General features: G+C 41.5%; 12 protein-coding genes and 2 tRNA genes. 13 read left to right on the forward strand and 1 reads right to left on the reverse strand.

The genetic code is table 11. The annotated features are described in order from the left end of the window. Positions 1–7 precede the first annotated feature (7 nt). The 4 genes from MK480_RS05195 to MK480_RS05210 all read left to right on the forward strand — a co-directional run bounded on the left by MK480_RS05195 (position 8) and on the right by MK480_RS05210 (position 4748). On the forward strand, positions 8–1060 hold the full coding sequence (locus MK480_RS05195) for a BMP family lipoprotein (protein WP_049543026.1): 1053 nt from the start codon (positions 8–10) through the stop codon (positions 1058–1060). Between the two features lie 142 nt (positions 1061–1202). Continuing rightward, positions 1203–2738, forward strand: a complete 1536-nt coding sequence (locus tag MK480_RS05200; protein ID WP_218493531.1) for an ABC transporter ATP-binding protein — start codon at positions 1203–1205, stop codon at positions 2736–2738. Continuing rightward, positions 2731–3789: an ABC transporter permease gene (locus MK480_RS05205; protein WP_261011660.1), complete on the forward strand. Its 1059-nt coding sequence runs from the start codon at positions 2731–2733 to the stop codon at positions 3787–3789. The genes MK480_RS05200 and MK480_RS05205 overlap by 8 nt, the downstream gene beginning before the upstream one ends. A gap of 2 nt (positions 3790–3791) precedes the next feature. Continuing rightward, positions 3792–4748, forward strand: coding sequence for an ABC transporter permease (locus MK480_RS05210; protein ID WP_000029124.1), 957 nt, complete (start codon positions 3792–3794; stop codon positions 4746–4748). A gap of 40 nt (positions 4749–4788) precedes the next feature. Here the strand turns inward: MK480_RS05210 and plsY are convergent, their stop codons facing one another. After that, entirely contained in the window at positions 4789–5430 is a 642-nt protein-coding gene (gene plsY, locus MK480_RS05215; RefSeq protein ID WP_173214238.1) for a glycerol-3-phosphate 1-O-acyltransferase PlsY, read from the reverse strand. 135 nt (positions 5431–5565) lie between these two features. On the opposite strand from plsY, the gene parE reads away from it, so the two are divergent. The 9 genes from parE (at position 5566) to MK480_RS05260 (ending at position 15591) form a co-directional block, all read left to right on the forward strand. Further along, positions 5566–7509 carry a DNA topoisomerase IV subunit B gene (gene parE / locus MK480_RS05220; RefSeq protein WP_000037264.1) on the forward strand — a complete coding sequence of 648 codons (1944 nt, stop codon included), beginning with the start codon at positions 5566–5568 and terminating at the stop codon, positions 7507–7509. Positions 7510–7536: 27 nt separating this feature from the next. After that, positions 7537–8364 (forward strand): aminoglycoside 6-adenylyltransferase, encoded by an 828-nt coding sequence (locus MK480_RS05225; RefSeq protein WP_261039696.1) that lies wholly within the window; start codon positions 7537–7539, stop codon positions 8362–8364. Positions 8365–8393: 29 nt separating this feature from the next. Continuing rightward, positions 8394–8954: a nucleotidyltransferase family protein gene (locus MK480_RS05230; RefSeq protein WP_050222938.1), complete on the forward strand. Its 561-nt coding sequence runs from the start codon at positions 8394–8396 to the stop codon at positions 8952–8954. A 479-nt stretch (positions 8955–9433) separates the two neighbouring features. Then, positions 9434–11905: a DNA topoisomerase IV subunit A gene (gene parC / locus MK480_RS05235; RefSeq protein ID WP_268707294.1), complete on the forward strand. Its 2472-nt coding sequence runs from the start codon at positions 9434–9436 to the stop codon at positions 11903–11905. 134 nt (positions 11906–12039) lie between these two features. Continuing rightward, entirely contained in the window at positions 12040–13062 is a 1023-nt protein-coding gene (locus MK480_RS05240) for a branched-chain amino acid aminotransferase (protein WP_268707295.1), read from the forward strand. A 22-nt stretch (positions 13063–13084) separates the two neighbouring features. After that, positions 13085–15052, forward strand: a complete 1968-nt coding sequence (locus MK480_RS05245; RefSeq protein WP_084888356.1) for a peptide ABC transporter substrate-binding protein — start codon at positions 13085–13087, stop codon at positions 15050–15052. A gap of 97 nt (positions 15053–15149) precedes the next feature. Next, positions 15150–15380: a DUF2969 domain-containing protein gene (locus MK480_RS05250; RefSeq protein ID WP_000037113.1), complete on the forward strand. Its 231-nt coding sequence runs from the start codon at positions 15150–15152 to the stop codon at positions 15378–15380. A 49-nt stretch (positions 15381–15429) separates the two neighbouring features. Then, positions 15430–15510, forward strand: a tRNA-Tyr gene (locus tag MK480_RS05255). A gap of 9 nt (positions 15511–15519) precedes the next feature. Then, positions 15520–15591: transfer RNA gene (locus MK480_RS05260), tRNA-Gln, on the forward strand. Positions 15592–15665 lie beyond the last annotated feature (74 nt).

Genomic DNA, 15665 nt, shown 5'->3' on the forward strand with positions numbered 1-15665 from the left:
TTCAGTAATGAACAAGAAACAATGGCTAGGTCTTGGCCTAGTAGCAGTGGCAGCAGTTGGACTTGCTGCATGTGGTAACCGCTCTTCTCGTAAGGCAGATTCATCTTCTGATGTGAAGACAAAAGCAGCAATCGTCACTGATACTGGTGGTGTTGATGACAAATCATTCAACCAATCAGCTTGGGAAGGTTTGCAGGCTTGGGGTAAAGAACACAATCTTTCAAAAGATAACGGTTTCACTTACTTCCAATCAACAAGTGAAGCTGACTACGCTAACAACTTGCAACAAGCGGCTGGAAGTTACAACCTAATCTTTGGTGTTGGTTTTGCCCTTCACAATGCAGTTAAAGATGCAGCAGCAGAGCACACTGATTTGAACTATGTCTTGATTGATGATGTGATTAAAGATCAAAAGAATGTTGCGAGCGTAACTTTCGCTGATAATGAGTCAGGTTACCTTGCAGGTGTAGCTGCAGCAAAAACAACTAAGACAAAACAAGTTGGTTTTGTAGGTGGGCAGGAGTCAGAAGTTATCTCTCGTTTTGAAGCAGGATTCAAGGCTGGTGTTGCGTCAGTAGACCCATCTATCAAAGTCCAAGTTGACTACGCTGGTTCATTTGGTGATGCTGCTAAAGGTAAAACAATTGCAGCTGCACAATACGCAGCCGGTGCAGATATTGTTTACCAAGTAGCTGGTGGTACAGGTGCTGGTGTCTTTGCAGAAGCAAAATCACTCAACGAAAGCCGTCCTGAAAATGAAAAAGTTTGGGTTATCGGTGTTGACCGTGACCAAGAAGCAGAAGGTAAATACACTTCTAAAGATGGCAAAGAATCAAACTTTGTTCTTGCATCTACTTTGAAACAAGTTGGTACAACTGTAAAAGATATTTCTAACAAGGCAGAAAAAGGTGAATTCCCTGGCGGTCAAGTGATCGTTTACTCATTGAAAGATAAAGGGGTTGACTTGGTAACAACTAACCTTTCTGAAGAAGGTAAAAAAGCCGTTGAAGATGCAAAAGCTAAAATCCTTGATGGAAGCGTAAAAGTTCCTGCAAAATAATGGATGGAAGTTATTTCTTAGGAAGCGGCCATCGGCCGCTTTTTAAGAGTTGAGACAAAGTCATTTTGTCTCAGTAAAGCTTGCTACTAGACAAACTAGCAAGTTTTATTGAAATAAAATAAGACTCTGAAAGGAAGAGCACATGGCACACGAAAATGTCATTGAGATGCGTGATATTACCAAGGTGTTTGGTGAATTTGTTGCCAACGACAAAATCAACCTGCACCTACGAAAAGGTGAAATTCATGCACTTTTAGGAGAAAATGGGGCTGGTAAGTCCACGCTCATGAACATGTTAGCAGGGCTTCTTGAACCAACTAGTGGTGAAATTGTGGTCAACGGTCAAGTTGTCAATCTCGATTCACCATCTAAAGCGGCTAGCTTGGGAATCGGAATGGTTCACCAGCACTTTATGTTGGTAGAAGCCTTCACAGTGGCTGAAAACATCATTTTAGGTAGTGAATTGACTAAAAATGGTGTGCTAGATATCGCTGGAGCTAGCAAAGAAATCAAGGCTCTTTCTGAACGTTATGGCTTAGCTGTTGACCCTTCTGCCAAGGTAGCAGATATCTCAGTTGGAGCCCAACAACGTGTAGAAATTTTAAAAACCCTTTATCGGGGGGCTGATATCCTTATCTTTGACGAACCAACGGCTGTTTTGACTCCATCAGAAATTGATGAGTTGATGGCTATTATGAAAAATCTTGTCAAAGAAGGAAAATCAATTATCTTGATTACCCATAAGTTGGACGAGATTCGAGCAGTTTCTGACCGTGTTACAGTTATCCGTCGTGGGAAATCAATTGAAACCGTCGAAATTGCAGGGGCTACCAATGCTGATTTGGCAGAAATGATGGTGGGACGTTCTGTTTCCTTTAAAACAGAGAAACAAGCCTCTCAACCAAAAGAAGTGGTCTTGTCTATTAAAGACTTGGTGGTCAATGAAAACCGCGGTGTCCCAGCTGTTAAAAATCTGTCCTTGGATGTTCGTGCTGGAGAGATTGTTGGTATTGCGGGGATTGATGGAAATGGTCAGTCTGAACTGATTCAAGCCATTACAGGTCTTCGCAAGGTTGAATCTGGTAGCATTGAGCTAAAAGGAAATTCAATTGTAGGCTTGCACCCACGACAAATTACAGAACTAAGTGTTGGGCACGTTCCAGAAGACCGCCACCGTGATGGCTTGATTTTGGAAATGATGATTTCTGAAAATATTGCCCTTCAAACCTACTATAAAGAACCACATAGTAAAAATGGAATTTTGAACTATTCAAATATTACTTCTTATGCTAAAAAGTTAATGGAAGAGTTTGATGTTCGTGCTGCCAGTGAATTTGTTCCTGCAGCTGCACTTTCAGGAGGAAATCAACAAAAAGCAATTATTGCTCGTGAAATTGATCGAGATCCTGATCTCCTTATCGTCAGCCAACCAACTCGTGGTTTGGATGTCGGTGCCATTGAATATATCCACAAACGCTTGATTGAAGAGCGTGATAACGGGAAGGCTGTCCTTGTTGTCAGCTTTGAGTTGGATGAGATTTTAAACGTCTCAGACCGTATTGCCGTTATCCACGATGGTAAGATTCAAGGTATTGTATCACCAGAAACAACCAATAAACAAGAACTAGGTGTCTTGATGGCGGGTGGAAACTTGGGAAAGGAGAAGAGTGATGTCTAAAAAATTACAACAAATTTCGGTTCCCTTGATTTCTGTCTTCCTAGGAATTTTACTCGGAGCCATTGTTATGTGGATCTTCGGTTATGATGCTATTTGGGGCTACGAAGAATTGTTCTATACAGCCTTTGGTAGTCTGCGTGGGATTGGAGAAATCTTCCGTGCTATGGGGCCTCTAATCCTGATTGGTCTTGGTTTTGCCGTTGCCAGTCGCGCCGGTTTCTTTAACGTTGGGCTTCCTGGTCAGGCTTTGGCAGGTTGGATTCTCAGTGGTTGGTTTGCCTTGTCGCATCCAGATATGCCACGTCCCTTGATGATTCTAGCAACTATCGTGATTGCCTTGATTGCTGGTGGGATTGTCGGAGCGATTCCAGGTATACTTAGAGCTTATCTAGGGACATCAGAGGTTATCGTAACCATCATGATGAACTACATTGTCTTGTATGTAGGAAATGCCTTTATCCATGCCTTTCCTAAAGACTTCATGCAAAGTACAGATTCGACCATTCGTGTTGGGGCTAATGCAACCTATCAGACACCTTGGTTGTCTGAGTTGACTGGTAATTCGCGGATGAATATTGGTATTTTCTTTGCCATCATTGCCGTTGCAGTCATTTGGTTCATGCTCAAGAAAACAACTCTTGGTTTTGAAATCCGTGCGGTTGGTCTTAATCCACATGCTTCAGAATACGCTGGTATTTCTGCAAAACGGACTATCATACTATCAATGATTATTTCAGGTGCCTTGGCAGGTCTTGGTGGTGCTGTTGAAGGGCTTGGAACCTTCCAGAATGTCTATGTTCAAGGGGCATCATTAGCTGTCGGGTTTAACGGGATGGCGGTTAGTCTGCTTGCGGCCAACTCACCAATTGGTATTCTCTTTGCAGCCTTCCTATTTGGTGTTCTCCAAGTTGGAGCCCCTGGTATGAATGCGGCGCAGGTACCGTCTGAGCTTGTCAGCATTGTAACAGCGTCTATTATCTTCTTTGTCAGTGTTCATTACCTTATCGAACGCTTTGTCAAACCGAAAAAACAAGTTAAAGGAGGTAAGTAAAGATGTCTATTACAACCTTGCTCACCCTCTTGGTGTCTTCTATGCTGATTTACTCAGCCCCCCTCATCTTTACAAGTATCGGTGGTGTTTTCTCTGAACGTGGTGGTGTGGTAAACGTCGGCCTTGAAGGAATTATGGTTATGGGAGCCTTCTCTGGAGTCGTCTTTAACCTTGAATTTGCAGAACAATTTGGAGCAGCAACTCCATGGCTATCCTTGCTTGTAGCAGGATTGGTTGGAGGCCTCTTCTCTATCATCCACGCAGCAGCGACGGTTCATTTCCGTGCAGACCATGTTGTCAGCGGTACAGTATTGAATTTGATGGCGCCTGCCTTGGCTGTTTTCTTGGTTAAAGTTCTTTATAACAAAGGACAAACCGACAATCTAAGTCAGACTTTTGGACGCTTTGATTTCCCAGTCTTGGCAAATATCCCAGTTATCGGTGATATCTTCTTCAAGTCAACTAGTTTACTTGGTTATCTGGCCATTGCCTTCTCGTTCCTTGCTTGGTTTATTCTCTTCAAAACGCGCTTTGGTCTTCGTCTCCGCTCTGTCGGTGAGCACCCTCAAGCAGCTGATACCTTGGGAATCAATGTCTACAAGATGAGATATTTAGGGGTTATTATTTCCGGTTTCCTAGGTGGAATTGGCGGAGCGATTTATGCTCAATCCATCTCAGTTAACTTCTCGGTAACAACTATTGTTGGACCTGGATTTATTGCACTTGCTGCGATGATCTTCGGAAAATGGAATCCAATCGGAGCCATGCTTTCTAGTCTATTCTTTGGGCTTTCACAAAGTTTGGCTGTTATCGGTTCTCAATTGCCGTTCCTACAAGGAGTGCCTGCGGTTTATCTTCAAATCGCACCTTATGTTTTGACAATTCTTGTCTTGGCAGCCTTCTTTGGAAAAGCAGTCGCACCAAAAGCAGATGGTATCAACTATATCAAATCAAAATAAGCATACAAAAAAACGTCAGTTCAGAATGTGAACTGGCGTTTTATTTTTTAGGATGTTGATGGGTTAAGTTTAATCCCCAAGGAACAAGATTTTCAGTCTTATTCTGGATACGTGTGATATTATCCTTATGCCGAATGATAATCAAGCTAGCAAGAGCTAGGATAATAGCGATGAAGAGAGGGTCATAATTGCTCAGGATAAAACCAAAAAGTGGAAAGAGTAGAACTCCGATGACAGCCGCGATAGATGCTGTGACACTAGATAGCGAAATCATACTACCTAGATAGAGGGTTCCAAAGAAAACAACCGCAAGGTAGAGGCAGAAGACAGGCGCAAATCCGAAAATCACACCAGCACTGGTTGCGACAGCCTTGCCTCCCTTAAATCCTGCAAAGATAGGAAAGGTATGGCCAATGACAGCTAAAAGTCCAAAGATAAGAGGCGAAACGCCTTGCAGATGAAACATAATTGGAAGAAGGGTTGCTAGGGTTCCTTTGAAAAAATCAATCACAAAGGTTGCCATTCCCGCTTTTTTTCCTAAAATACGGAAGGTATTGGTCGTTCCAGTATTTCCAGAACCGTGTTCACGCAGATTTGTCTGAAAGAAAATTTGTCCAATCCAGAGACCAGACGGAATCGAACCCAGCAGATAGGCTAGGATTAATAAAACTATTGTAATCATACTCCTATTATATCATGAAATGGAGAAGAAAGGCAGAGAATCTCTTCTGAAATTGTCACACCGGAGAAAGAAAAATTTTGCAAAATCCTTGGAAAACCTGTAGAATAGTAAAGATGAACGAATAGGAGGTTCCTTGTGTCAAAAAAGGAAATCAATATTAACAATTATAATGATGATGCCATTCAGGTGCTAGAAGGGTTGGATGCGGTCCGAAAACGTCCAGGGATGTATATTGGATCGACCGATGGTGCTGGTCTCCACCACCTAGTCTGGGAAATCGTCGATAATGCGGTCGATGAGGCCTTGTCTGGATTTGGTGACCGTATTGATGTGACAATCAATAAAGATGGCAGTTTAACGGTTCAAGACCACGGACGTGGTATGCCGACGGGTATGCACGCTATGGGAATTCCGACCGTTGAGGTTATTTTTACCATTCTTCATGCAGGAGGGAAATTCGGTCAAGGAGGCTACAAGACATCAGGTGGTCTCCACGGGGTTGGTTCTTCTGTTGTAAATGCTCTATCTAGTTGGTTAGAGGTAGAAATCACTCGTGACGGTGCAATCTACAAGCAACGTTTTGAAAATGGTGGCAAACCTGTTACGACTTTGAAGAAAATCGGTACAGCGCCTAAGTCTAAGACAGGTACAAAGGTTACGTTTATGCCTGATGCGACTATCTTCTCTACGACAGACTTCAAGTACAATACCATCTCAGAGCGTCTTAATGAATCAGCCTTTCTCTTGAAAAATGTGACCTTGTCTCTAACGGATAAACGCACAGATGAGTCTGTTGAGTTTCACTATGAAAATGGGGTACAAGACTTTGTTTCTTATCTGAACGAAGACAAGGAGACCTTGACGCCAGTTCTCTACTTTGAGGGGGAAGATAATGGTTTCCAAGTAGAAGTTGCCCTCCAGTACAATGATGGATTTTCAGATAATATTTTGTCCTTTGTCAATAACGTTCGTACCAAGGACGGCGGAACGCATGAGACAGGACTCAAGTCTGCTATCACTAAGGTCATGAATGACTATGCGCGTAAGACGGGGCTTCTCAAGGAAAAAGATAAAAACCTTGAAGGTTCAGACTATCGTGAGGGACTAGCGGCCGTTCTTTCTATCTTGGTTCCTGAAGAACACCTCCAGTTTGAAGGACAGACCAAGGACAAACTAGGAAGTCCATTAGCTCGCCCAGTTGTGGATGGCATTGTGGCGGATAAGTTGACCTTCTTCCTTATGGAAAATGGGGAATTGGCTTCTAACCTCATCCGCAAGGCTATCAAGGCCCGTGACGCTCGTGAAGCGGCACGTAAGGCGCGTGATGAGAGCCGAAATGGGAAGAAAAATAAAAAAGACAAGGGCTTGTTGTCTGGGAAATTAACCCCAGCCCAGTCTAAGAATCCAGCTAAGAATGAACTCTATCTAGTCGAGGGAGATTCTGCCGGTGGTTCTGCCAAACAAGGCCGTGACCGCAAGTTCCAGGCTATTCTACCTCTTCGTGGTAAGGTTATCAATACAGCTAAGGCCAAGATGGCGGATATCCTCAAAAATGAAGAAATTAACACCATGATTTATACCATCGGTGCGGGTGTCGGAGCAGATTTCTCCCTTGAAGATGCCAACTATGACAAGATCATTATTATGACCGATGCGGATACAGACGGTGCCCACATTCAGACTTTACTCTTGACATTTTTCTACCGCTACATGCGTCCGCTCGTTGAGGCAGGACATGTTTATATCGCTCTTCCGCCTCTTTACAAGATGTCCAAAGGTAAAGGCAAGAAAGAAGAAGTGGCCTATGCATGGACAGATGGAGAGCTAGAAGAACTCCGCAAGCACTTCGGTAAAGGAGCGACCCTTCAACGCTACAAGGGACTTGGTGAGATGAATGCGGATCAACTCTGGGAAACAACTATGAACCCAGAAACGCGTACTCTCATACGTGTTACTATTGAAGATCTAGCTCGCGCCGAACGTCGTGTCAATGTTCTCATGGGAGATAAGGTCGAACCACGCCGTAAGTGGATTGAAGATAATGTCAGGTTTACGCTGGAAGAAGCGACAGTGTTTTAAGTCACTTTTTAATGAATGGGTATCAACATGAGAGCTGAAACAGAAATGCTAGATCTGATTTTACAGACTGCCAAAACTTTACAAGTCAAAGCTGTCGCTATGTCTGGTTCACGGACAAACCAAAATGCTCCAAAAGATGAATTTCAAGACTACGATGTGGTCTATGTCGTGGATGATTTTGATAATCTGATGAGTGACCTTTCTTGGTTGGACTATTTCGGAAAACGAATTATAGAGCAAGAGGTTGTTCTTGTCCATCGTCGTCTTTATCTCATGCTCTTTAAAGATGGCAACCGTATCGATTTGGCTATTTGCCCAAAAGAGCACATCAAAGAGTGGGTGGATAGTGAGGCCGGATTCACTGTTTTAGAAGATCCAGAACATTTATTTGAACCCTATTCTCAAAATCTAGAGCGTTACTGGACAAGCCCAGCTACTGAAACGAATTTTGTAAAATCCTGCAATGAATTTTGGTGGGTGTCAGCCTACGTGGCCAAAGGAATCTGTCGTAAGCAAGTCATCTACGCGACTGACCATCTCTACGGCATTTGTCAACAAGAATTCTTGAAAATTTTGGCTTGGCAGGTTGCAAGTAATAGGGGAGTAGTTGACATAGGCAAGAATTATAAGTATCTTTTTAACTATTTACCCACTGAGAAAGAAAAGGAATTCTCAAATCTGCTTGATTTTTCAAGTATAGAGAAACTCAGCCAGTCTTTATTGGCTACGATGCAACTTTTCCATAGAGAAGCTCAAAGACTTGCTCAAAAGCTGGAATTTCACTATGATAAGGAAGTTGCTGAGAAGATGATTGAGTATGCTGAGGAAAAAGTGAATAAGTTTGGGAATAACTAGAAAAATGAAAAAGCGAGAGGAGAAGACTCATGATTGAAAAAGTGGAACGCCTCATTACAGAGATTAATCGTATTCATCGAGAATATTCTAAAGATTATTTTGAAACGGGTAAGGTGGAAAAAATCAATCTCAAGCATACCTTTTCAAAAGTTCCGACGAAAGCGATTTTGGCCTACCGTCTGAATTTACATGAGTCAATTAATGACTATCTGATGAAAGCAGATGTCCAAGATATTGCCTATGTTTATCGTGTCAAAACTTCTGAGTCTATTTTAGATAAAATTACACGTTTTTCAGAGCGTCAAGAGGGCTATCCTGTGAATTCAATTCTTAATGATATTTTTGGTGCTCGTATGATTTTAAGTTCCAAAGAGATAGCTCAAGTCATGGAGAAACTAGATGATTGGCAAGAGCTGTACGGACTAAAAAACTGGTATTTACGTGATAAAGATGGCTATGTCGGTATTCATATCTATTTTAAAAATAAAAGTAATTTTTATTATCCATGGGAACTCCAACTTTGGGATAAGAAAGATGTAGATAGTAATATCGCCAGCCATATCAAGTATAAACGAGGATTTGTGGAGTAGACATTTCAAGTGGAAATGACGATACAGGAATTGGATAAAATTCACTTACTCTATATTTTTTTTCATAGTATTTACTCTACATTTTTTTAAAGGAGTTGAACACGCCCTGAATGCTATGTGAAATTTCTTATTAACTGAAGCAACGCATTTTAAACACATTAAACTACAGAAAGGGTCGTTTGGTTATTTGTAGTAACTGAATACGGGACTAATTTTATTCGGAAAAAAGTCAAATCAAATCGTCTTGACTTCATCGAGCCCTACATCAATTTTCTATTTTTCTACAGACATTTTTGGCAAGCCAAATCGTCCCTTTATATATTAACTGAACACCTTTTCTATAAAAAACTACTCTACATTCTTTGAAAGGAGTTGAACACGCCCTAAATGATGCGTGAAAAAGATAAATTCTCTGGTGAGCTTGCTTACTTCAAGAATTTTCTATTTTCACTTGATATTTTACGGGCTCTGTATCCTATATGAGTAACATTCAAAACATGTCCTTAGAGGACATCATGGGAGAGCGCTTTGGTCGCTACTCCAAGTACATTATTCAAGACCGGGCTTTGCCAGATATTCGTGATGGCTTGAAGCCGGTTCAGCGACGTATTCTTTATTCGATGAATAAAGATGGCAATACCTTTGACAAGAGCTACCGTAAGTCAGCCAAGTCAGTCGGGAACATCATGGGGAATTTCCATCCACACGGTGACAGATCCATCTATGATGCCATGGTTCGTATGTCTCAGGATTGGAAAAATCGTGAGATTCTAGTTGAAATGCACGGTAATAACGGTTCAATGGACGGAGATCCTCCTGCGGCTATGCGTTATACCGAGGCGCGTTTGTCTGAAATTGCTGGTTACCTTCTTCAAGATATCGAGAAAAAGACAGTTCCCTTTGCTTGGAACTTTGACGATACGGAGAAAGAACCAACTGTCTTACCAGCAGCCTTTCCAAACCTCTTAGTCAATGGATCTACTGGTATTTCAGCCGGTTATGCCACAGACATTCCTCCCCATAATTTAGCTGAGGTCATTGATGCTGCGGTTTACATGATTGACCACCCAACGGCCAAAGTTGACAAACTCATGGAATTTTTGCCTGGGCCAGACTTCCCTACAGGAGCCATCATCCAAGGCCGTGACGAAATCAAGAAAGCCTATGAAACTGGGAAAGGGCGCGTGGTTGTTCGTTCCAAGACGGAGATTGAAAAGCTAAAAGGTGGTAAGGAACAAATCGTTATTACTGAGATTCCTTATGAAATCAACAAGGCCAATCTGGTCAAGAAAATCGATGATGTTCGTGTCAATAACAAGGTGGCAGGCATTGCTGAGGTTCGTGATGAGTCTGACCGTGATGGTCTACGTATTGCTATTGAGCTAAAAAAAGATGCCAATACGGAGCTTGTTCTTAATTATCTTTTCAAATACACAGACCTGCAAATAAACTACAACTTTAACATGGTGGCGATTGACAATTTCACGCCTCGTCAGGTTGGGATCGTTCCAATCTTATCTAGCTATATTGCCCACCGTCGTGAAGTGATTTTGGCGCGTTCACGCTTTGACAAGGAAAAGGCTGAGAAACGTCTCCATATCGTCGAAGGTTTGATTCGTGTGATTTCGATTTTGGACGAAGTCATTGCGCTTATCCGTGCTTCTGAGAATAAGGCGGACGCCAAGGAAAACCTCAAGGTCAGCTATGATTTTACAGAAGAACAGGCTGAGGCTATCGTAACCTTACAACTGTACCGTTTAACCAATACGGATGTGGTTGTCTTGCAGGAAGAGGAAGCAGAACTTCGTGAAAAGATTGCCATGCTTGCGGCCATTATCGGGGATGAACGGACCATGTACAATCTCATGAAGAAAGAGCTTCGTGAGGTTAAGAAGAAGTTTGCGACTCCACGTTTGAGTACTTTAGAAGACACTGCGAAAGTAATCGAGATTGATACAGCTAGCCTGATCGCCGAGGAAGATACCTATGTCAGCGTGACCAAGGCAGGTTACATCAAGCGTACCAGCCCACGTTCCTTTGCCGCTTCAACCCTGGAAGAAATTGGCAAGCGTGATGATGACCGTTTGATCTTTGTACAAGCTGTCAAGACAACACAGCATCTTTTGATGTTCACGACGCTTGGAAATGTCATTTATCGACCAATCCATGAATTGGCAGACATTCGCTGGAAGGACATCGGTGAGCATCTGAGCCAGAACATTACAAACTTTGAAACTAACGAAGAAATCCTCTATGTGGAAGTCGTGGATCAGTTTGATGATGCGACAACCTACTTTACTACGACTCGTCTCGGTCAAATCAAGCGTGTAGAACGCAAAGAATTCTCTCCATGGCGGACCTATAAATCTAAGTCTGTCAAGTATGCTAAGCTCAAAGATGATACAGACCAGATTGTGGCAGTGGCTCCGATTAAACTGGATGATGTTCTCTTGATTAGCCAAAATGGTTATGCTCTTCGATTCAATATCGAAGAGGTTCCAGTTGTAGGTGCTAAGGCTGCAGGTGTCAAAGCTATAAACCTCAAAGCAGATGATGTCCTCCAATCCGCCTTTATCTGTAACACCTCATCCTTCTACCTCTTGACCCAACGTGGAAGTTTGAAACGTGTTTCTATTGACGAAATTCCGGCAACCAGCCGTGCCAAACGTGGCTTACAAGTCTTGCGTGAGTTGAAAAACAAACCGCATCGTATCTTCTTAGCAGGAGCAGTTGCAGAGCAAGGATCTGTAGGTGATCTCTTCAGTACAGAAGTGGACGGGAACGATCAAACTCTGATTGTTCAATCTAACAAAGGAACAATCTATCAAAGCCGATTGCAAGACTTGAACTTGTCAGAACGCACTAGCAACGGAAGCTTCATTTCTGATACGATTTCAGATGAAGAAGTTTTTGACGCGTATCTTAAAGAAGTATTTACGGAAGCTAAATAAGTGAAATGAAGAATCAGTTTTCAGAGCTGGTTCTTTTTATTGAAGAAATTTTCTGAAAATTACAAAATATACTTGCTATTTTAGAAAAAAAGTGTAGAATAAAAGAAATATGTTTTTAGAATAAGGAGTGGAATATGACAGTAACGATTGATTGGGAAAACCTTGGTTTTTCCTATATGAAATTACCTTATCGCTATATTGCTCATTTTAAAAATGGACAATGGAATCAAGGAGAACTTACAGAGGATGCAACCTTGCATATTTCAGAGTCTTCTCCAAGTCTTCACTATGGTCAACAAGCCTTTGAAGGTTTGAAAGCTTACCGTACTAAAGATGGCAGTGTTCAACTTTTCCGTCCTGACGAAAATGCTAAACGCCTGCAACGTACTTGTGATCGTCTTTTGATGCCACAAGTTCCGACAGAAATGTTTGTAGAAGCTTGTAAGGCAGTTGTTCGTGCGAATGAAGAATATGTACCTCCATACGGAACAGGTGGAACCCTTTATCTTCGTCCTCTTTTGATTGGAGTAGGAGATATTATCGGAGTAAAACCAGCAGAGGAATACATTTTCACCATCTTTGCTATGCCAGTTGGAAATTACTTTAAGGGTGGTTTGGTCCCAACCAATTTCTTGATTCAGGATGAATACGACCGTGCGGCTCCAAATGGTACAGGTGCGGCTAAGGTTGGTGGGAACTATGCTGCCAGTCTCTTACCAGGGAAATTGGCTAAGTCACGTCATTTCTCAGATGTCATCTACCTAGACCCTTCAACACATACAAAGATTGAAGAAGTCGGTTCAGCTAACTTCTTTGGAATTACAGCTGATAATGAATTTGTAACACCATTGAGTCCATCAATCTTGCCATCTATTACCAAGTATTCCTTGCTTTATCTGGCAGAACATCGCTTGGGCTTGACTCCTATTGAGGGGGATGTCCCGATTAATAACCTTGACCGTTTTGTAGAGGCAGGTGCCTGTGGTACAGCAGCAGTTATTTCTCCAATAGGTGGAATTCAGCACGGTGATGATTTCCATGTTTTCTATAGTGAAACGGAAGTAGGTCCTGTGACTCGTAAACTCTATGATGAATTGACAGGAATTCAGTTTGGCGATATTGAAGCGCCAGAAGGTTGGATTGTAAAAGTAGATTAAAATTAACTAAAGGAGATTTTTTATGAAATCGAAAAAGTGGCTCTTAACAGCAGGAGTGGTCCTGAGCACAACAGCTCTATTAGTGGCTTGTGGAAAAGCTGATAAAGAAGCAGATGCACCGACAACATTTTCATATGTCTATGCAGTAGATCCAGCATCTTTGGATTATAGTGTAGCGACTCGTACATCTACAACAGATGTCATCGGGAACGTGGTTGATGGTTTGATGGAAAATGACCAATACGGAAATGTTATTCCTTCCTTGGCTGAAGATTGGTCTGTCTCAAAAGATGGTTTGACTTATACATATAAACTTCGTAAAGGAGTTAAATGGTACACATCAGAAGGTGAAGAATACGCAGAAGTAACAGCCCATGACTTTGTGACAGGACTAAAACACGTAGCTGACGGCAAGTCAGACGGTGTTTCTCTCATCCAAAATTCAATCAAGGGCTTGGATGCCTACATGACTGGTGAGACCAATGATTTCTCTACAGTTGGTGTCAAGGCCTTGGACGATTACACAGTTGAATATACCCTAAACAAACCAGAAAGCTTCTGGAACTCTAAAGTCACCACAGCAACGATGTTACCTGTAAATGAAGAGTTTTTGAAGGCGTCAGGTAAAGATTATGGAGCAGTTACTCCAGCAGGAATTCTCTACAATGGTCCTTATATCTTGAAGACCTTGACGTCTAAATCGTTGATTGAATACGAGAAAAATCCAAATTACTGGGATAAAGAAAAGGTAAAAATCGAAAAGATTAAATTGACTTACTACGATGGTTCTGATCAGGAATCGTTGATTCGTAGCTTCTCTTCAGGTGCCTATACGACAGCCCGTCTCTTCCCAAGTAGCTCAAACTTTGCTTCTACTTTGGAACAATACGGAGATAAAATCACTTATAGCCCACAGGACTCAAGTAGTTATTACTTCACCTTTAACGTAAATCGTCAGTCATATAATAAAACTGCGAAAACAAGTGAAGAACAAAAGACTTCTACAAAAGAAGCTATGCTTAATAAGGACTTCCGTCAGGCTATCAACTTTGCCTTCAACCGCCATTCTTATGCTGCCCAGCTAAATGGTGAAGACGGTGCGGACAAGATTATTCGTAACAGTCTCGTTCCAGATAACTTTGTGCAAGCAGGTGGTAAAAACTTTGGTCAAATCGCTCAAGCAGAGTTGGTAAACTATGGTGACCAATGGAAAGGTGTTGAGCTAGTTGACGGTAAGGATTCTATCTACAACCCTGACAAGGCTAAAGCTGCGTTCGAAAAAGCTAAGAAAGACTTGGAATCTAAAGGGGTAACTTTCCCAATTCACTTGGATGTCCCAGTTGAACAAACAGATACTATCGCCGTTCAACAAAGCAACTCTTTCAAACAGTCAATCGAATCAACTCTTGGTGCTGAAAATGTTGTCATCGATGTTCTTCAAATGACTGATAATGAAAAGGAAACAATCACTTCACAAGCGCGTGTTCCTTCTCAAAAAGACTATGATTTGAACAGTACAGGATGGGCTCCAAGCTATCAAGACCCAGCATCTTACTTGAATATCATGGATCCTAAATCAGGTTCTGCTATGAAGCACCTTGGTATTACTAAAGGGAAAGATAAGGATGTTGTAGCGAAACTTGGTTTGGACCAGTATAAGAAATTATTGGATGATGCCGATTCTGAAACTACGAATCTTGAAGAGCGCTATGAAAAATATGCCAAGGCTCAAGCTTGGTTGACAGATAGTTCATTATTGATGCCAACAGCCTCATCTGGTGGTTCTCCAGTTGTAAGTAATGTCGTGCCATTCTCAAAACCATACTCACAAGTTGGTATTAAAGGTGACCCATATATCTTTAAAGGAATGAAATTGCAAAAAGATATCGTTACAACAAAAGAATATGAAGAAGCACTGAAAAAATGGCAAAAAGAAAAATTGGAATCAAATGGTAAGTACCAAAAAGAACTAGAAAAACACATTAAATAATGCGGAAAACTCTATATCAGACAAGCCTGATATAGAGTTTTTTCTTGCTAGTTTTAGGATTTTCTTGTAAAATAGAAAAAGTGAAGAGAGGTATGAAATGAGTAAGAAAGATAAAAAAATTGAAATTCAAGTAGCAGATGCCAAGGTTAATGTAGGAAAAGACAGTTTTGAAGGCTATACCTTGACCATTGGTAAAAAAGTTATCGGAGAAATTGCCGAATTAGATGGACAATTTGCCATTATAAAGAATGGGAATGTCGATAGTTTTTATAAAAAATTGGAAAAAGCTGTGGAAATTTTGATTGAAAATTATAATTTAGCAAAATAAGTCTTGTTTTTTTGAAATTTTCATGATATAATGGTTCATGTTGATTGTAGGAGAGATAGCGAAGAGGCTAAACGCGGCGGACTGTAAATCCGCTCCTTCGGGTTCGGGGGTTCGAATCCCTCTCTCTCCATTTCATCAATGGGGTATAGCCAAGCGGTAAGGCAAGGGACTTTGACTCCCTCATGCGTTGGTTCGAATCCAGCTACCCCAGTTCTTAGGTAATAATCAAGATAAAAATCAAAATATCTTAGGGTATTTTATTTTTATAATTGAAAGACGTGAACG

The organism is Streptococcus mitis (assembly GCF_026782895.1).
Taxonomy (GTDB): Bacteria; Bacillota; Bacilli; order Lactobacillales; family Streptococcaceae; genus Streptococcus; species Streptococcus mitis_CB.